Annotated in this window: 20 protein-coding genes; 7 read left to right on the top strand and 13 right to left on the bottom strand. The window is 53.8% G+C overall.

Features of this window, described 5'->3' with window-relative positions; genetic code table 11:
• Positions 1 to 112: 112 nt before the first annotated feature.
• Positions 113 to 1,168, top strand: a complete 1,056-nt coding sequence (locus ACSFXJ_RS24385) for an LLM class flavin-dependent oxidoreductase (RefSeq protein WP_435922889.1) — start codon at positions 113 to 115, stop codon at positions 1,166 to 1,168.
• A gap of 245 nt (positions 1,169 to 1,413) precedes the next feature.
• The gene (locus ACSFXJ_RS24390; protein ID WP_435922891.1) at positions 1,414 to 2,571 is read left to right on the top strand and encodes a serine hydrolase domain-containing protein; all 1,158 of its coding nucleotides are present in this window, start codon (positions 1,414 to 1,416) and stop codon (positions 2,569 to 2,571) included.
• Between the two features lie 249 nt (positions 2,572 to 2,820).
• Here the strand turns inward: ACSFXJ_RS24390 and cobA are convergent, their stop codons facing one another.
• Genes cobA through nirB form a run of 4 tightly spaced genes read right to left on the bottom strand, consistent with a single transcriptional unit; the run spans position 2,821 to position 7,292 of the window.
• Positions 2,821 to 3,603: a uroporphyrinogen-III C-methyltransferase gene (gene cobA, locus ACSFXJ_RS24395; protein ID WP_435922892.1), complete on the bottom strand. Its 783-nt coding sequence runs from the start codon at positions 3,601 to 3,603 to the stop codon at positions 2,821 to 2,823.
• Complete coding sequence (locus ACSFXJ_RS24400; protein ID WP_435922893.1) at positions 3,600 to 4,487, bottom strand: formate/nitrite transporter family protein; 888 nt, start codon at positions 4,485 to 4,487, stop codon at positions 3,600 to 3,602. Before ACSFXJ_RS24400 ends, cobA begins: the two co-directional genes overlap by 4 nt.
• Before the next feature lie 17 nt (positions 4,488 to 4,504).
• Positions 4,505 to 4,822 (bottom strand): nitrite reductase small subunit NirD, encoded by a 318-nt coding sequence (gene nirD, locus ACSFXJ_RS24405; RefSeq protein WP_435922894.1) that lies wholly within the window; start codon positions 4,820 to 4,822, stop codon positions 4,505 to 4,507.
• A 31-nt stretch (positions 4,823 to 4,853) separates the two neighbouring features.
• Positions 4,854 to 7,292, bottom strand: coding sequence for a nitrite reductase large subunit NirB (nirB, locus tag ACSFXJ_RS24410; RefSeq protein WP_435922895.1), 2,439 nt, complete (start codon positions 7,290 to 7,292; stop codon positions 4,854 to 4,856).
• A 406-nt stretch (positions 7,293 to 7,698) separates the two neighbouring features.
• Here nirB and ACSFXJ_RS24415 point away from each other — a divergent pair, with 406 nt between their 5' ends.
• Both ACSFXJ_RS24415 and ACSFXJ_RS24420 read left to right on the top strand, forming a co-directional pair.
• Complete coding sequence (locus tag ACSFXJ_RS24415) at positions 7,699 to 8,310, top strand: ANTAR domain-containing response regulator (RefSeq protein ID WP_435922896.1); 612 nt, start codon at positions 7,699 to 7,701, stop codon at positions 8,308 to 8,310.
• Between the two features lie 46 nt (positions 8,311 to 8,356).
• Complete coding sequence (locus ACSFXJ_RS24420) at positions 8,357 to 9,406, top strand: anthranilate phosphoribosyltransferase (RefSeq protein WP_435922897.1); 1,050 nt, start codon at positions 8,357 to 8,359, stop codon at positions 9,404 to 9,406.
• A 45-nt stretch (positions 9,407 to 9,451) separates the two neighbouring features.
• Here the strand turns inward: ACSFXJ_RS24420 and ACSFXJ_RS24425 are convergent, their stop codons facing one another.
• Entirely contained in the window at positions 9,452 to 10,606 is a 1,155-nt protein-coding gene (locus tag ACSFXJ_RS24425) for a glycosyl hydrolase family 8 (protein ID WP_435922898.1), read from the bottom strand.
• Positions 10,607 to 10,717: 111 nt separating this feature from the next.
• Between ACSFXJ_RS24425 and ACSFXJ_RS24430 the strand changes: the two genes are divergently transcribed.
• From ACSFXJ_RS24430 to ACSFXJ_RS24440, 3 genes are all read left to right on the top strand, one after another.
• Complete coding sequence (locus tag ACSFXJ_RS24430) at positions 10,718 to 11,401, top strand: GntR family transcriptional regulator (RefSeq protein WP_435925857.1); 684 nt, start codon at positions 10,718 to 10,720, stop codon at positions 11,399 to 11,401.
• Positions 11,402 to 11,522: 121 nt separating this feature from the next.
• Positions 11,523 to 12,620 (top strand): mannonate dehydratase, encoded by a 1,098-nt coding sequence (uxuA, locus tag ACSFXJ_RS24435; protein ID WP_435922899.1) that lies wholly within the window; start codon positions 11,523 to 11,525, stop codon positions 12,618 to 12,620.
• Entirely contained in the window at positions 12,617 to 13,471 is an 855-nt protein-coding gene (locus ACSFXJ_RS24440) for an SDR family oxidoreductase (RefSeq protein ID WP_435922900.1), read from the top strand. The genes uxuA and ACSFXJ_RS24440 overlap by 4 nt, the downstream gene beginning before the upstream one ends.
• A gap of 298 nt (positions 13,472 to 13,769) precedes the next feature.
• On the opposite strand, the gene ACSFXJ_RS24445 is transcribed toward ACSFXJ_RS24440, so the two are convergent.
• The 8 genes from ACSFXJ_RS24445 to ACSFXJ_RS24480 all read right to left on the bottom strand — a co-directional run bounded on the left by ACSFXJ_RS24445 (position 13,770) and on the right by ACSFXJ_RS24480 (position 25,669).
• On the bottom strand, positions 13,770 to 15,818 hold the full coding sequence (locus ACSFXJ_RS24445) for an alpha-glucuronidase family glycosyl hydrolase (protein ID WP_435925858.1): 2,049 nt from the start codon (positions 15,816 to 15,818) through the stop codon (positions 13,770 to 13,772).
• Positions 15,819 to 15,913: 95 nt separating this feature from the next.
• The gene (locus ACSFXJ_RS24450) at positions 15,914 to 16,927 is read right to left on the bottom strand and encodes an endo-1,4-beta-xylanase (protein WP_435922901.1); all 1,014 of its coding nucleotides are present in this window, start codon (positions 16,925 to 16,927) and stop codon (positions 15,914 to 15,916) included.
• Position 16,928: 1 nt separating this feature from the next.
• The gene (locus tag ACSFXJ_RS24455; protein WP_435922902.1) at positions 16,929 to 18,497 is read right to left on the bottom strand and encodes a glycoside hydrolase family 43 protein; all 1,569 of its coding nucleotides are present in this window, start codon (positions 18,495 to 18,497) and stop codon (positions 16,929 to 16,931) included.
• A 3-nt stretch (positions 18,498 to 18,500) separates the two neighbouring features.
• The gene (locus tag ACSFXJ_RS24460) at positions 18,501 to 19,460 is read right to left on the bottom strand and encodes a carbohydrate ABC transporter permease (protein ID WP_435922903.1); all 960 of its coding nucleotides are present in this window, start codon (positions 19,458 to 19,460) and stop codon (positions 18,501 to 18,503) included.
• A gap of 2 nt (positions 19,461 to 19,462) precedes the next feature.
• Positions 19,463 to 20,422, bottom strand: coding sequence for an ABC transporter permease (locus tag ACSFXJ_RS24465; RefSeq protein WP_435922904.1), 960 nt, complete (start codon positions 20,420 to 20,422; stop codon positions 19,463 to 19,465).
• Between the two features lie 77 nt (positions 20,423 to 20,499).
• Entirely contained in the window at positions 20,500 to 22,191 is a 1,692-nt protein-coding gene (locus ACSFXJ_RS24470) for a sugar ABC transporter substrate-binding protein (RefSeq protein WP_435922905.1), read from the bottom strand.
• Between the two features lie 125 nt (positions 22,192 to 22,316).
• Positions 22,317 to 23,852, bottom strand: coding sequence for a response regulator transcription factor (locus ACSFXJ_RS24475; protein WP_435922906.1), 1,536 nt, complete (start codon positions 23,850 to 23,852; stop codon positions 22,317 to 22,319).
• Between the two features lie 2 nt (positions 23,853 to 23,854).
• A complete protein-coding gene (locus ACSFXJ_RS24480) occupies positions 23,855 to 25,669 on the bottom strand; it encodes a sensor histidine kinase (protein WP_435922907.1) in 1,815 nt (604 codons plus the stop codon).
• Positions 25,670 to 25,683 lie beyond the last annotated feature (14 nt).

The following is a 25,683-nucleotide window of genomic DNA, read 5'->3' on the forward strand; positions in this document are numbered from 1 at the left end:
TTAGTCCCCATTTATGTACACCGGCCCCCTTCACTTTCATTTTTCTAGTAGCTTTTGGTATGATATTAAGTTGAAACAACAAAACTACTTTGAACCAGGAGGTATCGAACCGATGTCCGATTTAAATTACGGTCTTCATCCCAACACAGGTTCTACCCAGTCCGATAAAAATCTTTCCACGATTCCGCTGTCCATTTTGGATTTGGCGCAGATCACGGCAGACAGCACGGCCAGAGAATCGCTGCACCATTCGCTGGATCTTGCCCGGCACGCCGAAAAGTGGGGGTACCGCCGGTTCTGGCTGGCCGAGCATCACGGCATGCCCGGGATTGCCAGCTCGGCCACTTCCGTCGTTATCGGCTATATCGCCGGAGGTACGGAGACGATCCGTGTCGGCTCCGGCGGCATCATGCTGCCGAACCACTCGCCCCTCGTGATTGCCGAGCAGTTCGGCACGCTGGAATCGCTGTATCCGGGCCGGATCGATCTCGGCCTCGGCCGCGCCCCCGGCTCCGACCCGCTTACGTCGCATGCCTTGCGGCGCGGTCCGGGCAGCGACGGGCAGGATTTCCCCGAGCGGCTTCGCGAGCTGCGCGATTACTTCCATCCGGTATCGGGATCTTCGATGCGCGTCCGCGCCATTCCGGGCGAAGGGATGAATATCCCGATCTGGCTGCTCGGCTCCAGCGGCTTCAGCGCTCAGCTTTCCGCCGCGCTGGGTCTTCCGTTCTCCTTCGCGAGCCATTTTGCGCCTGATTATTTAATGCCTGCGCTTGATTTGTACCGCAGCCATTTCCAGCCTTCCGCCTATCTGGAGAAGCCGTACGCTATGGTTGCGGTCAACGCGATCGTCGCCGATACGGACGCCGAAGCCCAAAAGCTGGCCACTTCCCATCAGCAGCAGTTCCTGAATTTGATCCGTCGCCGCCCAGGTCAGCTTAGCGCCCCGGTCGACAATATGGATGAGCTGTGGAACGCGCAGGAAAAGGCCATAGTCCAAAGCCAGCTCAGCTACTCCGCCATCGGATCCCCCGCCACGGTTCGGGAACGGCTCGAGCAAATCATCCGGCAGACCGGAGCCGATGAGCTCATTGTGGCGACGGCGGTATACGACCATGCGGCGCGTCTGCGGTCATATGAGCTGCTGGCCGAAATCAAAAACGGGTAAATCCGGTGTGACCCGGTTATGCAATGCCGTCCTGAGCTCGTTTTGTTCGAGATAAGGGCATTAAAGGCCTTATGCCGATATAAGGACGTTTTCTGCCGCTATTTAAAAAGAGGTTGGTCCCAGTCGCTTTTCACGACTGACGACCAACCTCTTTTTATATGTTTATATGAAATGTTTTAATTGATTGCTAAATAAACATAGATTATGCTGGTATAAACTGGGTTTTGCCAAGGGAGAGGATATGAATGAAACTTCGTCTTGGAACCGCAGAAGAAGCGGGAATGAGTAAGGAAGGCGTCGAGAGGGTGAACCGCCTGGCCGAACGGATGGTCACCGAGCATATTACCCCGGCGGAAGTGATCTTGGCCGCAAGAAAAGGCATCGTCGTCACCCATCGGGCATACGGGAAGTTGACCCCCGAAGCGGATGCACCGGAGCTGACGGTCGACGCCCTATTCCCCCTCTGTTCCATCACAAAAGTTTTTACCGCCGCGTGCATCATGATTTTGGTAGAAGAGGGCCTGGTCGGACTCAACCGTCCGGTCTCCGATTATATCCCGGAATTTCAAGGGGAAGGGAAACATGAGGTTCGCATATACCACTTGTTGACCCATACTTCAGGCATCCGGGATGATGATTTGTACGAGTATGCGGAGCGGGAGGGCGATCAGGCTGATATTCCTCCCTGCGAGCCGACGCAAGACGAGTGGACGCACCGCTGGCTCCACCAAGGTTATGGGGTACCGTTATGGGCCAAACCGGGTACGGTGATGTCTTATTTTGGATACGGTTACCAAATGCTTGGGGAAATTATTCGACGGGTTAGCGGGGTTTCGTATCCGGACTTTGTCCGGCAGCGTATTTTGGAACCGCTCGGGATGAACAATTCGTATTTCAACGTCCCGTTGTCCGAACGTCACCGGATTGTTAAACGGTCGCCGGAGGATCCGTGTGCCGAATGGCTGGAGCGGGAATCCGCTATCGAATCCGCCTCCGCGTCCGGGGGCATGTACTCGACGGCGATGGATTTGGCGGTTTTCGCGCAAATGTTCTTGAACGGCGGGACTTATGACGGACGTCGTATTCTAAGTCCGGTGTCCGTTAGGGAGATGACGAAAAATCATATTCCCGGCGTATCCGCGGAATACCGGGACGAGGTTTTTCCGGAAGCGTCCTGGGGCTACGGCTGGTCCGTCAACGGCAGCAAAAAGGACGGCGGAGACTTATTCTCGCCCGAAGCTTACTCCCACTGGGGCGCGGCCGGAGTGTTCGTCGCGGTCGACCCGGTTTACGATGTCGTCGCCATCCACTTTACGGTCGAACGCGATCTGCAAAAACCGTTTAAAAATATGTATACGGATTATTTCAACAATGCCGTTTTGGCGGCGGTGGAGGAGATCTAAATGCGATGCGACCGCCCGATAATAAGCGGAAAATCTCCCTCTAATCAGGTTTGATCGGAATAATTGAAGAAAATAGCAGGAAAACCTCCTGCTATTTTCTGTGTTTTGGACGAGTTGGTGCCGAGAGCATGGAATTAGCAGGAGAAAATCCCGCTAAATGATCTAACAGGCTCAATTCGAGCAAATTAGCGGGAGATTTTCCTGTTAAATTGGGCATAGACTGCAATCTGCAAGGCAAACTTCACAGCTTCACATCAAGCAAGCCTCCTGCTCCAGCTGACTGAGCTGCTCGCGGACCCGCACGGCTTCGCCGATCACGATGAGCGCGGGATTGCCGGGGCGCAGGGCGGCACCGAGCTTGTGCATATCGGCCAGCGTGCCGATGAAGGTGCGCTGCCGGACGGTCGTGCCGCTTTCGATCAGCGCGACCGGGGTCGAGCCCGGCTTGCCGTGCAGCAGCAGCTGGCCGCGGATCTCGCCGATCTGGCCCGCGCCCATGTAAATCACCAGCGTATCCACCGCATGGGCCAGCAATCCCCAGCGGACGGGCGGGCCGCTGCCGTCCGCCCCGGCAACGGCGTGGCACCGGCTGCCCGTCACGCAGGCGAAGGAGGCGGCCACGCCCCGCTGCGTGAGCGGAATGCCGCTCGCGGCGGACGCCCCGATCGCGGAAGTGATGCCCGGGATCACCTCGTAAGGGATCCCGCGCGCCGCGAGTGCGAGCGCTTCTTCCCCGCCGCGCCCGAAGACGAACGGGTCCCCGCCCTTCAGGCGGACGACCCGTTTCCCCTCCAGCGCGGAATCGATCAGGCGCCGGTGGATCTCCTCCTGCGACATCGCATGACGTCCCGGCGCCTTGCCGCAGTAGACGGTCTCCGCGCCGGGGCGGGCATGGCGGAGCAGCTCCTTGTTCACGAGGCGGTCATAGTAAATGATATCTGCCGTCGCGATCGCTTTCAGCGCCTTAACCGTGATCAGTTCCGGGTCGCCCGGTCCGGCCCCGACGATGCTGACCAAGCCCGGCCGGATCATGGCCGTTCACCCGACAGCGAGGCCGTCTTCGCGGCAACCCGGATCCCTGAAGCAACCGCCGGTTCGGGTCGCAATGCAGGCTCCTCAGGCACGACCGCGGATTTCCTTTTCCCCGAGACGTACAAAGCAAGTCCCGTGAACACCACTCCGCCCGCAAAATTGCCGAGGAGCACCGGAAGCTGGTTCCACAGCCACCAGTCCGCCATACTTACGTTAGCCCCAAGCATCATCCCCGCCGGAATGACGAACATATTAACGACCGCATGTTCGAAGCCTTGCCCGAAAAAGATCAGAATCGGCAGCCACATCGCCGCGATTTTCCCCACGGTCGAGCGCGAAGTGAAGGCCATAACCGCCCCCAGCGTCACCATCCAGTTGCACAGCACAGCTTTGATCAGAACCAGCCCCATGCCGGACCCGCCCATAGCTTTGTAAGCAAGCGTTTTGCTTTCGGCCGTTTGGATCAGCGTTTGCACCATCGGGTGGCTCATGTCCGTGCCCATTTTTGTGATCGTCAACCCGTACAATACCGCATACACTGCGCATCCGAGCAAATGGCCGGCGATGACCCAGCCGAAATTCGCCAGCATCCGGGCGACGGACGTTTTTCGCTCCAATACCGCCAGCGGTATTAACGCAAAGCTGCCGGTGACGAGCTCCAGCCCGAGCAAAATAATGATGACGAAACCGACGGGAAATATCAGTGCGCCTACAATGCCGAGTGAGGTCTGATTCGTGGCGGTAAAGGCCAGAGTCGTGGCAAAAGCCAGAATCGCGCCCGCCAAAAATCCTTTGACCAGCATCTGAAATGCCGTCAATTTCGCCTTGTTTGCCCCCGTATCGATCATGGATTCAAGTACCTCGTCCGGTTTTACGTAATCCATCGGTTTATCCCCCTTTCTTACGCGATCGTGATGTAGATGGAGCCGCTCTCGGCATCCACTTCCGTTTCGTAGACGTTGACGGTGCCGTGATCCGGCTCCTGCACGCGCCCGCTGTGCAAATCGATCTTCCAGTCGTGGAGCGGACAGTGTATGTTGGAACCGCACACCATCCCTTCCGACAAACGACCTCCCTTATGGGGACAGCGGTTCTCAATCGCCCGGATACTGCCGTCGCTTAGCCTGAACAGCGCAACCTCCGTATCCCCGACCATGAAGGTCCGGGATCCGAGTACATCGATGTCTTGGATTTGAGCCACTTTCATTTTCGTCAACATAACCGGTTCCTCCCTATCCCGAAAAAAGTAATTAGCCGACAACCGGCTGAGCTCCCTTCAGGGGCTCGAAGTTTTTCCGCAAATGTTCGTTCTCGACGATTTCCTTCCACGGATCGGTCGTCCGGCTCAGCGTCTCGTCGATCCGCGCCGCCAGCGCCTTGCGTTCCTCCTCGTTTTCCAGAACCTCGCGAATCGGTTCAAGCCCGACGCGTTCGATCCATTGCGCGGTCCGCTCGTTCCAGATGGCCTGCTCGCGGTAATGCTGCAGGAAGGCGGCGGACCATTCCAGGACCTCATCCTCCGTCTTTACCGTGCAGAGCAGGTCGGCGGCTCTCACCTTGACGCCCCCGTTTCCGCCGACGTAGAGCTCCCATCCGCCGTCGATGGCGACAATGCCGAGATCCTTGATCCCCGACTCCGCGCAGTTCCGCGGGCATCCGGAAACGGCCAGCTTCACCTTCGACGGGGTATTTAACCGTTCGAACTTCTTCTCGAGGACAATGCCCATGCCCATGGAATCCTGGGTGCCGAAGCGGCAAAATGTCGAGCCTACGCAGGTCTTCACCGTACGCAGCGTTTTCCCGTAGGCATGCCCTGACGGCATATCGAGATCCGCCCACATCTTCGGGAGATCCTCTTTTTTTACGCCGAGCAAATCGAGCCGCTGACCGCCGGTGAACTTTACCAACGGAACATCGTATTTTTCCGCGACCTCCGCGATCTTCTTCAAGTCCGACGGAGAGGTGACCCCGCCGTAAATCCGCGGTACCACGGAGAAGGTTCCGTCCTTCTGAATATTGGCATGGTAGCGCTCGTTGGTAATCCGCGACTCCTTCTCGTCCCTGTATTCGGCCGGCCATAGCATGCCTAGATAGTAGTTCAGGGCCGGACGGCACTTCGAGCAGCCTTCGGGCTGGCGCCATTCCAGGACGTTCATCACTTCCTTCACGCTCTTGAGCGACATCGCCTTGATGCTTTCCACGATTTCATCCCGGCTTAACGTCGTGCATCCGCAGATCCCTTCCTTCACTGGCTCGCGAGCTACGCCGTCCCCGTACAAATCGAGCAGGCCTTGCACCAGCGGCTTACAGCCGCCGCAGGAACCGGAGGCCTGCGTGCACGCTTTGATTTCGCCGACCGAGCCGCAGCCGTCCTTGATGGCGTCCACGATCGTTCCCTTCGATACTCCGTTGCAGCCGCAAATAATTTCATCCGCCGCCATCGCCGCGAGCTTATCCGCTTGGGAAACGGACTTTCCTCCACCGCCCGGCGCAAACCCGAGCAGCAGCTCTTTTTCTTTTCCCGCCACGCTCTCCCCGCTCTTGATGATGGAGAACAATGACGCTCCGTCCGTCGTATCGCCGAACAGCACCGCGCCGACGAGCTTATCGTCCCGCAATACGATTTTTTTGTACGTTCCTTCCAAATCGTCCTGAATCCGCATCGATCTTGTATCCGGGCTATCCTGGAAAGACCCGGCGGAGAACACATCCACGCCAGAAACCTTTAGCTTGGTGGAAGTGACCGAGCCTGCGTATCCCGCAGTCTCCGCTCCGGCCAACCGCTTAGCCAATACGCTGCCTTGCTCATATAGTGGGGCCACCAGCCCGTAGGCGATCCCCCGATGCTCCGCGCACTCGCCGACCGCGTAAATGCCAGGAACGCTCGTCTCCAAAAAATCGTTGACGACAATTCCTCGCCCTACCTGGAGTCCGGCCGATTTGGCGAGGTCCACGTTCGGCTTGATCCCGACCGCCATAACGACCAAATTCGCTTCCAGGAAGCTGCCGTCGGCAAACTCCAGTCCTTCCACGCGCCGGTTTCCGCGAACCCCGGAGGTTTGTTTTTGCATCAGGAACTTCATGCCTTGGGCTTCAAGCTCCCGCTTCAGCATGTTGGCGGCCGGCTCGTCGAGCTGCCTTTCCATCAAATAATGGTGCAAATGCACAACGGTAACGTCCATGCCGAGATGAAGCAATCCTCTGGCCGCCTCCAAACCAAGCAGCCCGCCGCCGATGACCGCGGCTTTTTTGTATTTTTTCGAAGCGTCAAGCATCTTATTGCAATCCGCAATATCCCGGAAGCCGATCACATCCTCCTTGTTCGCACCCGGGAGCGGGATCATGAACGGATTGGATCCGGTCGCCAGAATTAAGGTATCGTACGGGGCCTGAACGCCCCCTTTGGAAACGACCCTTTTGTTCGCCGTATCGATTTGTACGACCTCGTCCCCGGCATGGAGCTTGATCCGGTTTTCCGCATACCAGTCCCAATCGTTGATAATGATGTCCTTCATATCGGATCCTCCCGCCAATACGGAAGACAACATGATCCGGTTGTAGTTCGGATGGGGTTCCGCCCCGAATACGGTAATTTCATAGGCATCCGGCGCCAATTTCAGCAAATGCTCAATCGCGCGCACACCCGCCATTCCGTTGCCCACCAGCACCAATCTCTTTTTTTCGCCCATGCCCGTTTCTCTCCTTCCAATCTTTCGATCTGAGTTACAGTAACAAAAAAAGCCCGCTTCACCCGGAAAATAGATAGACGCAAGATATGCGCTCATGCTATTTCAGGCGAAGACAGGCTTCGTTGCCGCTTCTTGGGGACACGCCATTGTGCCCTGAATCAATATGGAATTGCGATGGTTTGAGGCTACTATAACCAACAATTTCATTCATGTCAACATATATAACATAAATTTTAATTGTTATGTAATGTTATTTATCGTAATGGATAGATTATATGGATTTTATGACATAACCCGATTGATTTTTCTGAAAATCCAAGCGAAAATGAAACCGTAATTACTTTCAAAAGTGTGATATGTTAGGTTTTGTGACGATGAATCATTCGTGGATAGGAGGGAACTCCCGATGCGCTTTCTTCTGGTCATTCGCGAGCCTGCTGCTAAAGCGGAAGCACCGTCGGTCCAACCGAAGGCGAAAACCGGAACCGGAGATGAACCGGATGATATGTTGAAATGTCACGGATACCGGGCGTTCGCCTCCAATCATGAACGGGAGATCCGCCAAAGGATTGCAAATGCGGATGCGGCCATCCTGAAGTTGCCGTTATCAAGCATCCCCTCCTGGTCGGCAAGGCTGTCCGAATGGAAGGCATTGCCCCTGTTTTGGTGGTGCGACGCCCAGGCGGCGGCCACTTCGTTGGAATCGTGCGAAGACGATATCCCGGTAGACGGGATCCTCGCCCCGTCCATGTCCGCGCATGAGCTTCACTGGGCGCTTCATCTAGGCGCCAAGCATTTCTTCGAACGGCGGCAGTGGCTGGATGAGCGCGCTCAGCTCGTATCCCGGCTGGAGGAGCGGAAATGGATCGATCTTGCCAAAGGGATTTTGTGCAGGATTAACGGGATCTCCGAAGCCGAAGCTTATGAGGCATTGCGCAAGCGTGCGATGAACGAGCGCAAACGGATCGCGGATATCGCGGTCTCTATCGTCAAAGCGCATCAGCAATTAAAAATGTGAACCCCTTCTATATGCCACCCATATAAGAGGAACGGAGGAACTTGTCATGCGTATGACCGAGATATTAAAAGAAGTGGGCCGCGGCAAACGCGGGGCCCGGGATCTGAGTTACGAAGAGGCTCTCGCCGCAGCGGAGCTGATTTTTGGTCAAACGGCGTCCCCTGCGCAAATCGGCGCTTTCTTCCTGGCGGAGCGAATCAAAATGGAAAGCGTGGATGAGCTTTTGGCCTTCGTGGAGGTTTGCCGCCGGTACGCCTCGCGTTCGAACCGTCCCAGCGGTTTGGACTGCGCCGGTCCTTACGACGGCAGAACAGCTTCCTTTATAGCGACGTTCGCCACGGCCTTCGTGCTGGCCTCCGTCGGCTTGCCCGTGACCTTGCACGGAACGGCGTCCCTTCCGCCCAAATGGGGGATGACCTTGACGGACCTGCTTCAGGAAATGGGCGTAAGAGAAGGAGTACCTATGAAGGAGCATTCGCTTCATGCCTACGAACAGTCCGGCGTCCTGTTCGTTCCCGCCGAAACCTGGTGCCCGCCCCTCGGAAAGCTGCGGGAAATCCGCGAGGAGCTTGGCCTTCGGACGATTCTCAACACGGTAGAAAAGCTCGTCGATTACAGCTACTCTCCTTACCTTGTCTTTGGCGTCTTCCACAATACCGTATTCGACCGGTCCGCCCGGCTCCTCCAGCGTTTGAACTACCGGAAAGCACTGATTGTACAAGGCTCGGAGGGATCGGAGGATGTCTATATCGACCGCCCTACCCGCACCTACTTCGTCGAACAAGGAGAGGCCAGCATGCAGATCGTCGATCCCGAAACCTACGGCCTGGAGGCGGACCTGCCCGAGGTGGCGTGGAGTCCTGCCGAGCAGCTGCGCGTTTCGGAAGGGGTGTTGAACGGAGAGGCACATATCGCCTTCGTAAACCAGGTGGTCCTGAACGGCGCGCTGCGCCTCCATCTCGCCGGAATGGCCGGCTCCGTCGAAGAAGGGATCTATACCTGCAAATCCATGCTGGATAATGGAGCCGCCTGGCAAGCCTATTCCCGTTGGAAGGAAGGAATCCTGGGCGAACGGCTTGTGCCCCATACCCGATAATCTGCGGTGTTAGGGTTTCCTGCTGATACCTCCCCTTAGGATAGGTTACCTGGAGCTATCCGGCATCCAAATCCGGTAATTGCCGCTTAACGCCAGCAAGGTAAACAAGTAAAGGCAATTATCATAATATCTCCGGTTTCCTGTGCGCAGCGGCGTATTCCAGAACAGCTCCACGCTGGCGCGGGCATCGGGGCCGTCCGCCGCCAGCGAAGCCATCGCATTCGTCGCCAGCAAGCCGACCGGATGGAGCGCCTTCTCCTCGAACGGCTCGCCAGCGATCGTGTACCTCCGATAGTCCTCCGGCTGCTTGTCGGCAAAGAAGGCCTGGATTTTCTCCGCAATGTCTTTTTCCCTTTCATCCGCACCGAACCATTCCCAGTCCAGGCCCAAATTGGCGGCCACGCGGTATGAATCGCTGAAGAAATGGCCGAAGCCCCGTACGTTATTCGGCGTTCCGTCATAGTGGGCGTATTCCGGAGCCAAGCCCGTGACCGGATGGCAAGCAATTTGCAAATAATCTCGGCTTGCCTTGGCCGCCTCCCGCCAAAACGGGCGGTCCTCCGGGTAAGCCCACAAAGCGAAAAGTTCGTAAAAATGCGGCAGATGGTAGGACGGATCCGAAAAATCGCAATTCGGAATGAATTTGATCAGCTTGTTATCCGGGTTCCACATAGGATAACCCGAACCGTCTTCTCCTTTATGAATGCAGGTGCGAAGCAATTCGCGCGCCTGTGTTCCGTAATTGAACGGCGCTTCCCGGTCGCCCCAACGGTGGGAGGCGAAAAATAAGGCCATCGCAAAATACTCCTCGCCGTCCGGCGCGGGCCCGTCCGACAGCCTTGACCCGTCCGTCGCGCAGGACCAGGCGAAATAACCGGCATTTTCCCCGGTCGACATATACATGTAGGTCATCGTCCACTTCCACAACCGGTCGAAAATGTCCTGGCGGTCCATCTGGACGGCCATCATCATGCCGTAGGACATCCCTTCCGTTCGCGCATCAAAATTCCCCGTGTCCATCATGTATCCCATATCTTCCCCTGCCGGATGATAGATTCGGGTTTCTTGATCCCCTTCGAACATATCCCGCCATGTCTGTTGCAGCCGCTCCCGGATTACCTCGTTGGAATAGCCGTATTCCTCAAGCAGATTCCGGTACTTCCCGGTATAAAAAGCCCCTCTTTTCTCACTCGTAACCATGTTTCGATTCATCCTCTCATCCATATGATAGCGCTATCACAATTCTCTCTTCCATACTACCATACAAGTGTGGTAGTATGGAACCAAATTGGAGGTGATCGTTTGAAAGAAATGATGGGTTCGCCGGCCGGCGGTTCGGGTTCGGCAGGGAACCAGGTTTATGCCCGGTTAAAACAGCAAATCGTGAATTTCGAACTTCCTCCGGGAACCGCCCTTTCGGAAAAGGAGACATCCGTCCTGTTCCAGGTCAGCCGGACTCCCGTACGGGAGAGCTTCGTTCGGCTCGCCCAGGAAGGTCTCGTCCTCGTGCTTCCGCAGCGGGGCACGCGGGTTTCGCTCATCGATCCCGATCTGGTCGAGGAAGCGCGGTTTATGCGGGAACAACTGGAACGGGCGGTGATCCGGCTCGCCTGCCGCAATTTTCCGGAAGAACGGCTGGAGGCTTTGGACCGCAACCTGGCGGAGCAGCAAAAGAGTCTGAAGCTCCACGATAAGCGGGCCATGTTTGAACTGGACGAGGAGTTTCACCGGATTCTGTTCGACGGCTGCCGCAAACACGGCACTTGGGAAGTCATCCAGCAAATGAACGCCCATCTGAACCGCACCCGGGTGCTCTGGCTCGAGACGGATCCGCATTGGAATCACCTGTACGAGCAGCACCGCGATATGGCGGAGGCCATTCGCCGCCATGACGAGGAAGGTGCCGACCGACTGATGCACGAGCATTTAACGTTGAGCATCGCAAATCTCGGCGTACTGCAAGAGAAATACCCGAATTATTTTCTAAGTAAATAAAGTTGGAGTAAAGATGAGATGAAGGCATGGGAGTAAAATGATTTTCCGGTCCGGGAACAACAGCGATCGGAGGAACAGTTTACGTACTTGCCGTTACATCCATTTCAAAGGAGGAATCGGTATGCGCATGGTATTTCGCTGGTACGGCGAAGGCAACGACACGGTGACGCTGGACCAGATCAAGCAGATTCCCGGAGTGGAAGGGATCGTATGGTCCTTGCACGACCTTCCCGCCGGAGTAGAATGGCCGATGGAGCGAATCGAGGAAGTCCGCGACCAGGCCGCAAAGTACGGGATGAATATTGACGTGGTGGAAAGCGTAAACGTTCATGAAGATATCAAGCTCGGGCTACCAACGCGCGACTTGTATATCGAGAACTATATCCGCACGATCGAAAAGCTCGGCAAAGTCGGCGTGAAAGTCATTTGCTACAACTTCATGCCGGTATTCGACTGGGCCCGGACCGAAATGTTCAGGCCGCTTCCGGACGGTTCGACAGCGCTGTTTTTTGAGCAGGCGAAAATCCGTGACGTCGACCCGTTCGAGCTGGTAAACATTATTACCGGGGACAGCACGCTCACTATGCCTGGCTGGGAGCCGGAACGCCTTGCGCAGCTCACGACTTTGTTCGAAGCCTACCGCGGCGTGACGGCGGAGGATCTGTGGCAGAACCTCGGCTATTTTTTGAATGTGGTCGTGCCTGTGGCGGAAAAAAACGGCATCAAGCTGGCTATCCACCCGGACGATCCGCCTTGGCCGATCTTCGGTCTGCCGCGGATTATGACCGGACGGGACAGTTTCCGCAGATTGCTTAGCCTGCATGACAGCCCGTCGAACGGGATTACGCTGTGCAGCGGCTCTCTCGGCGCAAACCCCGAGAATGATATCGTGGCCATGGTCCATGAATTCCACGACCGGATCCCGTTCGCGCATATCCGCAATGTCCGAGTGTTCGATAACGGGGACTTTATTGAAACGTCCCATAAGACTTCGGACGGAACGGTCGATATCGCCGGAATCGTTAAGGCGTATCATGATAACGGTTTCAATGGTTACTGCCGTCCAGACCACGGGCGTCATCTGTGGGGCGAGCAGTGCCGGCCGGGTTACGGTCTTTATGACCGGGCGCTTGGCATCATGTACTTATGGGGACTGTGGGACGCATATACCCGGCAATCCGCGGAAGCGTCAGCGTCGAAGGAGGAAAATGTCCAATGAGTCATTTGCCGAAACATACGTCATTGGCCGGCAAAACGGCGGTCATCACCGGCGGCGCGGGCATCCTGTGCCGGGCGATGGCACAGGAACTGGCCCGTCAGGGCGTGAATGTAGCCATTTTGAATCGTACGCTTTCGCGGGGTGAGGAAGTCGCCGAACAGATACGGAAAGACGGAGGAACGGCCATCGCCGTCGCCTGTGACGTTACGAATGCGGAGAGCGTACAGGAAGCGGAGCGTCAGGTCCGCGAAGCGTTCGGGGAGTACGATATTTTGATCAACGGTGCCGGGGGCAATCAGCCGAGCGCCAACACGACGAACGAAATATTCCGGGATGAGGATCTGGCGGACCCGGAAGTGACCTCCTTTTTCGACTTGAGCCTAACCGGAGTCCGCAACGTCATGGACCTCAACTTTGTCGGAAGTCTACTGCCGACTCAAGTGTTTGCCAAGCAAATGATCGGTCGGCCCGGCGCCACCGTCATTAATATTTCTTCCATGAGCGCGCCGTGCCCGATGACCAAGGTGCCGGCCTACAGCGCGGCCAAAGCGGCGATCAACAACTTCACGCAATGGTTGGCCGTACATATGGCCGAAGCCGGGATTCGGGTAAACGCGATTGCCCCGGGATTTTTCCTGACCGAACAGAACCGCAACCTGCTTACGAATGAGGACGGCTCGCTTACGGAACGGTCCCGCAAAATCATCACGCATACGCCGATGCGCCGCTTTGGCGTACCCGAGGATCTGCTCGGCACGCTGCTGTGGCTGGCTGACGCGGAGACGTCGGGATTCGTCACCGGCACCGTCATTCCGGTGGACGGCGGATTTATGGCTTACTCCGGCGTGTAGCCCGAACACAGCGATACAACACGGGCGGTCACGAATTTGCGATTAGTAGCTTTAAAGTTTGCGCATGTTGCACTTTTTACAACAATTCCTCTCCAAACTGAATCGAATCGATCCCAAAGTTGCACAATTTACAGGATTTTACCGCAATGAGGTCTAATGGATGGAGAATTAGCGCAAAAATGCTGTATGAAAAACAACATTTTCACTCATCCTCCTCGTTTTCGCTGATATTGTTGCAAAAAATACAGCATTAAGCAACTCGGCCCGAAGGGTAACCTCCCTTCGGGCCGCTTGCTTATTAATATATCTTTCTTCCCCGCTCATCCGGTATGCCGGATTTACGGTAGAAGTAGGTATTTATGACATCCCGCCAATGCTTGGCGTGTTCGGCTTGCTCCGCGAACCGGTCCGCCGCCGTTTTGTGGAGTCCCGCATCGATGCGTCCCTCCAGGGATGTCCAGATCTGTTTCAAGCCGTCCGCGGCTTCGGCCCCGTCAAAATGCGTGTCATAAATATGCTGAATCACAGTCCTGCCGGAATGCAGTACGTGCGTGTATGGAACATGGTGAAAGAAAAGCAGCAGTTCGTCAGGGCAGCTTTCAAGCGACCCGTACCGCTCCCGGTTCGGGCCAAAGTATTGTCCGGCGTACCCCGTCCCTGTAGCCATCGTCCGGTCCACCCCGATTCCGTCGCGGTCCGCAAAATGATAAGTCCCCCATCGGGAGTACTCGTATCCGTCCACATCCGGACCGTAATGGTAATGAGGCACGACCATCCAGCCGACCCCGAGCGGTGCCGTATAGCTTTCGTAAATCGGCCAGGAGGCCATCAGCATTTCCGTCACTTTGTCGGTGACGCTGCCGTCGGTGCTAATGGTAAGCTGTACCCATTCCCGGGCGATCTCTTCGGCTGTAAGGTCGGGATTCCAGGTTAAGCGACCGTAACCGTATAGATTCGCCTGTGCCAGCGGATGTCCGGTCCAGCATTCATCGTCTCCGATGTTGGACACCGCGGCCACGCCGCTGTACTTCATACCGAACAACGCACCCTCAACGATCTTTTTCACTTGCCCCTTGCCGTCTTCCGCCACATGCGTATCAAAATCCAGCACTTGTTTCCACTGCGGAACAAGATAGCATAAGTGCCGCTGTTGCCCGGTATACTCCTGCGCAATCTGGAACTCAATGACTTGGTTGGTGCTGCTCATAGCCCCGAATAACGGCGACACCGGCTCCCGTACCTGGAAATCCATCGGCCCGTTTTTGATCTGCAAGAGTACATTGTCCCGGAACTTGCCGTCCAAGGGCTTGAAATGATCATAAGCCGCTCGCGCCCGATCCGTGGATCGATCCCGCCAATCCTGCATGCAATTGTAGACAAAGCAGCGCCAGATCACGAGGCCGCCGTACGGAGCCAGCGCATCCGCCAGCATGTTGGCCCCGTCGGCATGGTCGCGCCCGTAGGCGAACGGCCCGGGACGATGCTCCGAATCGGCTTTGACGACAAATCCGCCGAAATCGGGGATATGCCGGTAAATCCGCTCTGCCGTCTCCGACCACCATCCCTGTACTCCCTCATCCAGCGGATCGGCCGTATCGAGTCCTCCTACCGCCATAGGAGCCGCAAAATTGATGCTGAGAAACAGCCCGATCCCATAGTCCCGGAACACGTCCGCTACCCGGGCCACCTCGGAAAGCCCCTCCCCGGTGATAAAACGGGTTTCTTTCTCGTGGACATTTACATTATTGATGGAAATGGCATTGATCCCCACCGAAGATAGCAGGCGCGCATAATCCCGGACCCGGCTTAAATCCCCGACGATCTCCCCGTTCGCATAAAAAATGGAATTCCCAGCGTATCCCCGTTCAATCGACCCGTCCGCATTATCCCATTGATTCACCATCCGCAGCTGATTGGCCGGGCGCTCGGAGGCTTCCAGCTGTTCCGGCCCTTGGCCCAAGGATATTCCGCGAAGCAAATGGAAAATGCCGTATGTAAAGCCCGTTTTGGAAGCGCCGGTTAATTCCAGCCGCCCCCCTTCAGCGTTTGGCAAGTATTTTAGCGAGTAAGCATCCTGCCGGGTATCCCATCTACGCCCCCCGGATGGTAGCTCTCCCTCTTCAACCCGAATCAGAAGATAGGACCCTTCAGCATCATCCGGGATTGTAGCCAGAATCTCCGGAATTACTCCCAGCATTGCGTCTATGCCTGTTGTCAGCTCCCGAACCGCCGCTGCGGGAACATCGGAAGTTTCCCCCACAATCACGACGCGCTGAAGCAGCCCTTTGTACAATTTACGAAGTTCCGGGACTCTAAGCTCGTTATACTGCAGCCATGCCCTATACATTGCACTCTCCGTTCCCAACTCAAAACCCTCCCGTTACATCCTTATTAAAAAAAGGAAGAAACACTCCTCGGACGGAGGAGCGCTTCTTATAAAGATCATTTTCCCTCAAGGCTAGCCACCCGATAATAGGCAGGCTTCGGACGGTGCTGTTCATCAAACAGAAAGGGCCAATTTTTGCGCCCGCGTACCGGGAAATCGTCGAGCCAGGTGTAATCGTCGGCGGCCCCCCAGAACGTGACCGAGCTTATACAATCGCGGTATTCCTTCAGCAACCGAAAGACCGCTTCATAAACTTCCGCCTGCCGTTCCAGCATGCCGGGAGCCGGTTCGGTCAAATCGGTCCGCTCATCTTCAAAGCGGAATACCGATAAATCCAGTTCCGTCAGTTGAAGCTGCAAACCCAAAGAAGCATATTTCTCGATCGCAGCCCGGATGTCATCGAGCGACGGGTCATACAGATTCCAGTGGGCCTGCAGCCCGATGCCGTGAATCGGTACTCCCTGATCCAGCAGCGACTTGACCAAAGCGTAAATTTTATCGCGTTTATGAGGATGGGACTCGTTGTAATCGTTGTAGAACAGCAAGGCATTCGGGTCCGCTTCATGCGCGTATTCGAACGCTTTGGCGATAAAGTCGCCGCCTGCAATATCCGTCCACTTCGAGGTGCGGAGCAGCTGATCGCCTTCGTCGGCGATCACCTCATTTACTACGTCCCAAGCGTAAATATCGCCCTTATAGCGGCCGACGACGGTTTGGATGTGCGAGCGGAGTCGTTCAAGCAGCACTTCCTTGCTTACCTGTCCGCCCTGGCGATCACGGAACAGCCAATCGGTAGTCTGGTTATGCCAAACCAGTGTATGGCCGCGCATCGCCAATCCGTGTTTGCGGGCGAAATTTACGAGCGCGTCGGCTTCCTCGAAGGTGTATTCGTCTTCCGACGGATGCACGCTTTCAAACTTCATCTCGTTCTCCGCCGTAATGCTGTTGAAATGGTACGCCAGTAGCTTCTCCTGCGTTTGGATGGTGCGGGGGTTAACCGCTGCGCCGATCCGGAAGTCCTCCGCAAACAAATCCTTAAGTGCGGATACCACAAATTCCGTTGGACTCACTTCAGTTACCTCCTCCAGTCTGCCGGGTCACGAACCAGTCGAAATGAGCCTCACCCGATGCCGTTTTCCCGTTTCCTGTAGCGTAGAGGCCGATGACGACACCGGTAAAACACATTTTCTCCACAAAATCTTCCGGCGATAGTGCCCGGGCAGGTCCCCCGCCCAGTCTGATCCATTCCTGACCGTCCAGCGAGTAGTACATCGAATATTCGGTGACATCGGAGCGAATTTTTAAATATACCCCATCCAAGTCCATCGGTACCTCGGCAACCACCAGCCATTCGCCCCTCACGGTCAACCTGGCGCCGATCGTTCTCCGCCCGGCCTCCTGCTTCATAAAGATTTCGTAATGGGCGTCCTCATCCCTTCTGGCGCACAACCCGGCTTCTTCGCCATCCCCGATCGAACCGTATTCCAGATAGGTGCTCCATTCCGCTTGCAAGTGCTGCTGCCGCCTGCCGACAAAAGTGACCTGGCCCACTTCATTCAGCCCTGCGGACTGTCCGCGCAGAGTGAGCCAACCGGCCCGCTCATTCAAAGACCAGCTCCCTTCCGCAGGGTTGCGCAAGAACGTCCACATATGCGAAAGCTCGCGTTTGTCAAAATCGTCGCTGCCCTCCGAAAACGCCGTCGTCTTCGGCATTCCGGCCGGCGATCCTCCCGGCAACCGCGGCACGCTCATCTCAAGGTTAACCGTGCCTTCATTATTGTCGATCATCGGCCAGCCGTCCTCGTTCCAGGTCACCGGCGCCAGAAAAGTTTCCCTGCCGAGCACGCTATAGCCGGAGTCCACGAGACGGACGCCGAGGAATACGGCCCACCAGTCGCCATTGGAGTCGCAGGTCAGATCCGCATGCCCCAAATACTGTATCGGATGATCGATGTCCCGATGCGTCAGGATCGGGTGAGGATACAGCTCGAACGGCCCGTATGGGGTCGCGCCCCGGCCGATAATTTCCCGGTGTTCCTTCGCGGTGCCGCCCGAGGCGGTCATGATGTAGTACATGCCATTGATTTTGTACAAGTGGGGCCCTTCCGTCCAGGGACCGCCGTCCCCCCTCCATATGACCACCGGATCGGATAATGCTTTCCCCGTAGCAATATCGATCTCGTACTGAATGGCATGCGAGTCGTAATCCGCCCCCTGTTGCGCGGTTACATAAACCTTGCCGTCATCGTCAAAGAACAGGGACGGATCAATCCCTCCGTAAGGAACAAGGATCGGATCGGACCAAGGTCCCGCCGGATCTTTCGCCGTTACATAAAAGTTCCCAATTCCGCGTACATCCGTCGTAATCATATAAAATGTGCCATCATGGTAGCGGAGCGTCGGCGCATAGATCCCGTCCGAACTGCGCTGCGCCCGCAAATCCAGCTGGCTATCCCGGTCAAGCACATGCCCGATTTGCTCCCAGTGCACCAAATCCCGGCTGTGAAAGATCGGCACGGCCGGGAAATATTCGAAAGAACTGCAAATTAAATAAAAGTCATCCCCGGCCCGAGCAATGCTCGGGTCGGGGTAGAATCCCGGAAGAACCGGGTTAGAGTAACCAAGTGAGTTTTTCTTCATGTCTTACTCCTTCACGCTGCCCACATTCAGTCCGACAACAAAGTATTTTTGCATGAACGGATATACCAGCAGGATCGGCACAGAGGCTACAACAGTTACCGCGGCACGGATCGAAATCGGTGTGACCATGTCGACTGAACCCTGTGTCATTCCGACACCGTTAGAAACGGCCGGGTTGCTGTTCGCGTTCATACTGGATGATAACAGCTTCATCAATTCATATTGCAAAGTACTCAGTTCTTGATGCGACGAAGTATAAATGAATGCATCGAACCAGGAGTTCCAGGCACCCACGGCTACGAACAACGCAATGGTAGCCAATACCGGTTTACAAAGCGGGAAGATGATCCGCACGAAGATTTTAAAATCTCCGGCTCCATCGATTCTTGCCGATTCGACCAGGCTTTCCGGAATCGTTCCGATATACGTCCGGATGACGATCATATTAAATGCGCTAATCATCGATGGAATGACATATACCCAGAACGTATTAAGCAAATGCAAGTCTTTCATCAGGAAGTATCCCGGAATCAGACCGGCGTTGAAGTACATCGTCAGGATGAAAACCAGGGTAATCGGTTTGCGGAACACATATTCTCTCCGGCTCAGCGTATAAGCCAGCATGGTGGTCAGACCCAGATTCAGCAGCGTCGAAAGCACCGTTCTTGCCACGGAAATCCAGAATGCGTCATAAATCGTTCCAGAAGCGAATACCGCCTTGTAGTTCTGCCAAGTAAATTCTCGCGGCCAGAGATATATGCCGCCGCGGATCGTATCATTCCCCGCATTCAGGGAAACGACGATCGTATTCAAGAAAGGATATAAGGTGACAATCACAAGGCCTATCATAAACAGAGTGTTAAATGTATTAAAAAGAATCGGCTCAAGTCTTCTTCTTCCGACAGGTCTTTTAGTCACTGCGGCAGCTGATGCTGGCCCAGGGCTGATGGTTTGATTTGCCATAACTATAACAGCCTCTCTTCCCCGAGTCGTTTGGAGATTCCGTTTGCAATCAGGAGCAACGTCACGCTAACGACCGTTTTAAATATACCGGCAGCAGTTGCTAAGGAATAGTTGCCTTGAGCGAGCCCGTATTTCAGTACGAAAATGTCAATCGTTTGCGACCAGTCGACAACAAGACCGTTGCCAAGCAGGTATTGGATTTCAAAACCCGCCTCCAGAATGTGGCCGACCTGCATAATCAAAAGAATAATAATCGTAGGCTTGATACCCGGCAAAGTGACATGGAACATTTTCCGGTAGCGGCTTGCTCCGTCAATATCCGCGGCTTCATAAAGCGCCGGATCAATGGATGACATCGCAGCCAAATATATAATCGTACTCCAGCCGACTTCTTTCCAAACATTCGAAGCTCCGACGATTCCCCAGAAGTATTTGCCTTCACTGAGCCATTGGATCGGCTCTTTTATCAAGTGCAGTTTCACCAGGATATCATTGATGATTCCATCCGAAGCCAAGCTTGTCGCCACAATCCCGGTAACGATAATCCAGGACAAAAAGTGCGGAAGATAGGAAATCGTCTGTACGGTTCTTTTCCAAAATATTTTTTTGATTTCATTCAACAGTAACGCCAATATAATGGCTGTTACAAAACCCAGAATCAGGTTAATGATACTCATCGCCAACGTATTCCGCAGCACTTGCAAGAAATTGTCGTCTTTAAAAAGGAACTCGAAATGCTTAAACCCTACCCATTTCTGTTCGCTAAAATCTCTGGCAGGTTTGTAGTCCTGAAAAGCCATTGTCCAGCCCCAAATCGGGTAATAGGCGAACAACAGGATGTACGCCAATAAAGGCACGGACATATAAATCAACTGGCTCTGATCCTTGATGAGGGACCAGGTGATTTTCTTTTCTTTTTTCGGCTTCCGGACGGCTCGATCTTTCTTCAAGGTCTGATCCATAGTTTTTTTCTCCCCAAAACCTATTATTTCGGAAAATGGAAGGCTCATAAACGCCTTCCATTTTCCGATTCAACACCTTATTTCACTGTCCAGGTATCTCTTCTCCATTGCAGCACTTCGTTAATACGATCTTCGTAAGCCTTGATATTGAGTTTGCCGATTTCTTTGACATAATCAGCCCAGACGCTGTCGAATTCTTCTGGTTTTGCCAGGATCGCTTTCGGCAAGTACTTCGTGGACAACTCATTTTGCTTCGTATTCACGATTTTCGCTTCGGAACCGTCTACCAGGTCAACAGACCATGCAGGGTAAGCAATGTCGTTTTCAGGAGCCGGACTGAAGAAGTCAACATACGTGCTGAATCCGTATTGGGCAAGGAAATTCTTGTCATACTCTCTCAAAGCAGCCTGCATTTCCTCAGGCTGAGCTGCGCCGTCCGTGGCGTTGCCGTCCGAGAACAAACCTTCCATTTTTGGAGCTTGACCGAAGAAGGAATCGGCTTTATTTGCGAGTTTCCAGGTTGCATCAGTAAACTGATCGCGTTGCTCTTGCGTTTTCATGAAGCGGCCGTCTTTGACAATGTAATCTTCCCCTTCGATACCCCAGGACAAGATTTTTTGCCAATCTTCTTGAATCAACGTATCCAACAGCTTGATGATTCTAATCTGTTGTTCTTTGGATGCGTTAACCGTGATCCCGAAACCGTTATTGAGGTTCAGAGCCGGACGATCCTTGTAATGATCCTTGACGCCTTCATCAAATACAAGCGGAAGGCCGACATAGGTTCTATTATCTTTCTTCTGCGTGATCAGCGCGTTCTCTGCGCTTTGGAAGTTCCAGTGTTGGTCAAACATGCCCAGAACCGCACCGCTCGAAATTTTGGCCATGTATTGGTCAAAGTTTTGGGTGAACGTTTCTTTGTCGATGATACCCAGGGCATTCATTTCGTTCAGCTTTTGATAATAACGTTTTGCATAGTCCTTGTCGGCAAAAATTTCCGCTTTGCCGTCTTTAACGACTACGCCGCCATCATTCGGATGACCGATCAAATGCTGCGGAGGGTTGAACAGACCCCAGTTTTTCCAGTCATAGTTCAAAATTTCGAAGCCAATCGTCGGAGTACCGTCGATGGTCGGATACTTTTCCTTGTATTTTTTAATCAAGTCAAAATATTGATCCAATGTTTTAACTTGCGGATATCCTGCGTCTGCCAATACGTCCTTCTGGATCCAGAAGGCTGGGCCTGAATACCAAGACGAGTTAACGTCAGCATTAGTAACGCCGTAGTTCGGAAGATTGTAAATATGACCGTCATTCGGGTCCTTCATCATGTTCCAGTACTTCTCGTAATGCTTCTTCAAGTTCGGAGCATGTTCTTCAATCAAGTCTTCGAGCGGGATGAATGCACCGGCAGCCGTCAGCTTTTGATTCGCTGTCATCATGTCCGGATAGTCGCCGCCTGCGATCATAACGCCAAGCTTTTGGTCAATGTCGCCTGCCAGGAACTCGAATTTGAAGGATGCGCCCGTCTTTTCTTTAATTAATTTGTAAATCTTGTTGTCAGGTGTTGGTTGCTGGTCGGCTTGACCGATAAAAACCGAAATTTCAAACGGTTCTACCCCATTCGCGGTATTTTCTCCAGTCGCCTGTCCGTTGTTTCCGTTCTTAGCGGCTTCCTTGTTATTACCGCCGCAAGCCGAAAGGACGAGGCCGAGCGAAAGCAGCAGCATCATGCTGAACCGGAGTACCGATTTTTTCTTGCCCCCCATTTAAAGCACCTCCGTAATAATATGGTTACTCCCAGGACTGAAAGCCCTTTCAGTAACTTATCTTTATTGTAAAAGCGCTGCCAAAAGCGAACTATGCCACAATTAAAGCATTACCCCTAAAAACTTTAGTTCCTGTTTTTATACTCATTGGGGGACATCCCCAAACGTTTTTCGAACTGTTTCAGGAATTGGCTGTAATTTACATAGCCTACCCGTTCCGCGATTTCGCTGTTTTTATACTTGTTTTGCCGAAGCAGCCGCACGGCTTCCTCAATCCGTAAATTATGCACCAGCTCATTAAAACCGACCCCGTTTTTCTTCATTAACAGTTGACCCAAATAAACCGGATGCAGATAAAATACTTCAGCCAGTTTTTTGATCGTTAAGCCTTCCCGGTAGTGCTCGCGGATGTAGTCGTTGATTTTCTGGACGACTCCCTGGGATTTACGGGCCTGATCTTCGCTTAATCCGTCGATGCATTCCCGTCCGAAGGCGAGAAGATGATGTATCAAATCGTTCAAATTCATGACCGTATCGGAAAGCGCGGGAATATCGTATTTGCCCAGCAACGCCTTGGCGGATACACCGCCGGCTTCCTCCATGTAATCCTTCATTTTGTACATCAGATGAACGATGATCTTCTTAACGATTTCGGGGGCAAGCAGCATTTCGCGGAACGTCCCGGCCGCGTCGGCGACCGTTTCCTGAAAGGCGGTAACATTCAGCAGGTCCATCGATTCGATCAGCCTATCCATCAAACGGATTTGGTCGTAATGGTATTGAAGCCGTCGGCCTTGAACCTCTTTGTAAGAAATGACCCCGTTATAATCGGGGTCATAAAATTTATAGGCGATCGCCTCGATCGCGGTACGGTAACAGCCTGCAAGACGAAGCAGCGACGATTCCCCGGCACCGGTGGCCATAAACACCCGTTGACCGCCGTATAGCGTGGACAATTCGGCAAGCGTCCGACAGGCGCCGTCCGCCTCTCCCTTGTCCGGAGCATATCCGTACACGAGAACGAAACGGCTTAAATCCAGGCCGATCAGAAACATGGCCTGTTTCTCCGAAACCAAGGCTTCAGCCATCTTTCTCAATTCCGTATACATCGCCGGCTCGGTTTGAACCAGGCAGATATTCCATTTTTCCCTGCTGTCTGACAGGGTTTCAAGACTCCCTAGTCCCCCCTCGGTGACAGGGCGGCCTTCAAGCAAATCCCTGATCCGGGAAACGCGTTCCTCCCTGGTGGCAATCTCGCTGCATCTTTGCTCCTCCGTTTCCTGCAATAACTCCCGGTAAACCGCACGCAATTCCTTTTCGGCTTCCTCGGTTTCCACCGGTTTTAACAGATAATGCGTGATTCCGTACCTCATCGCCTTTCGCGCATATTCGAATTCGCTGTATCCGCTGATAATCATAAAGCTGACTTTTTTGTTTCCGTTCTTCTGCCATTCCCCGATCATCTCCAGACCGTCCATGAGCGGCATATTCACATCGGTCACAACCAGATCCGGCCCCAGCTCCGACATCATCCGGATCCCTTCGGCGCCGTTGCCGCAGGTTCCGCATATTTCAAAGCCGAGCTCCTCCCAAGGGATCCACAGCTGCATGCCTTCCAGCGCGCCGGGCTCATCATCAATCAAGAGCACTTTAAATCTCACTTCTATTCCTCCCTGTTCGTGTAATCCTGATGATCAAGCAATCTGATAGGGATTTCGAAAGACACGATCGTTCCCTGATTCGGCTTGCTGGCAATGTCGAAGCGCACCAAATCGTCGTAATACAATTCCAACCTGCGGTACACGTTGCGGATACCGATGCTATTGCCGGAAGTACTTTCGCTGCGCACGGCCAGAATCATTTCGCGAAGCTTCTCGGGCTCGATTCCTATGCCGTTATCGGACACCGAGACACGAAGGCGGCCGTCCGATACGGACGCGCTGATTTTGGCGATACCCTTTCCATCCATGGCCTGGATTCCATGCTTGCAGGCATTTTCCACCAACGGCTGGATGCTCATTTTCGGAATTTTGTAATGCACCGCTTCCGGGGCGATTTCCAGCTCATAATCAAACTTGTCCCGGAACCTGAACTTTTCTATTTTTAGATACATTTCGATAAACAGAATCTCTTCTTCCAGCGTCACGATATCCTCCTTCCAGCTGAGCAACCTGCGGAGGAGCCTGGACAAGCTTTTAATAATATCCGTGACGTCGGAATAGTTATTTTTCGTGCACACGACCAGAATCGCATTGAGCGTATTGAACAGGAAATGCGGATTCATCTGACTCTGCAAAAAGTTCAGCTCCGCCCGTACCCGCTCCATCTCCAAGTCCTTCTTCTGGATCTCGAGCTTATACACGTTATTAATCAAAGAGTTAATCCGGGCCGTCATCATATTGAAGTTTTGAATCAAACCGCCGATTTCGTCCCGGCCCTCGTCGATTTTGATCAAGTCGAATTTCTCGTTCGTCACCTTCTGCATATGGCGGGACAGTCGTTTCACCCGATAATTGTAAGAACGAAGCATAATATAAATAAAAATCAACGCGAACAAGGTAATGACCGTGGCTATAATTCCGACAAAAACCTGCATCTCGAGAATGGCCGCGGACAAACGGGTCCCCTGCGTTACGCCGACCAGCTTCCATCCCTTGACGTAACGGGCCGTGCCGATCGAAACGACGTGAACGTCTTTATTTTTTTCGCTGTCGGAAAGTTCAAATACCGGATAAGCGTCGGTAACTCCCCGCTGGTATCCGGTATCCGCGGACATAATGATTTCGTTATGCTCATTGACGAGATAGAGATTCAAGTAATCCTGTTCGCGCACGATGACATCATAAATTTTGTTCAGATCGATGTCGATCCGGAGCAGCTTATCGTATTTGCCGTAGGTATCGAAATAATTCATTTTCTCGATGACGCTTAAATAGGGGACCGTAACCGTACGATTGTTCACTTCGGTCGCCCGGTAGGCAGCTACCAATACGGGATCCGTAGACTGTTTCCATAATCTGTACCAATCGCTGTTGATCACGCCCGAATCGATGGTCTGGTAATTCCCTCCGGGAACGATGGTTGGATTATCCGTATAGATACTGATCCGCAAAATCTGGTTATTGACCGGAATATAGCTGGTGACCCGGTGGCGCAGCTGCTCGTCGAACATCTCGTAAAACTCGATCGCATTTTCGTAAGTGTGGTCCAAATTTTCATACAACGTCTTGTCCGTATTCAGCGCGTGGCTGACCGCCACCCCGCCCTCGATGAAATCATGAATATCTTTTCTGGCCCGCTCGAGCGATATTTCAAGGTTCTGTTCCTCCCGCTCCTTGATGAGCCCGGTCATTCTGTCCAGAAACATGATGTTGATGGCCACGATCGGCAGCAATACGCCAATGATATAGATCAGCAAAAATTTATAATTTAACGGAATATCGTTAACGATCTTTCTGAATCTGAAGCGTCTTCTCATGATTTATGCACCAT

The organism is Paenibacillus salivarius, from assembly GCF_051307165.1.
In the GTDB taxonomy this organism is placed as follows: Bacteria; Bacillota; Bacilli; order Paenibacillales; family Paenibacillaceae; genus Fontibacillus.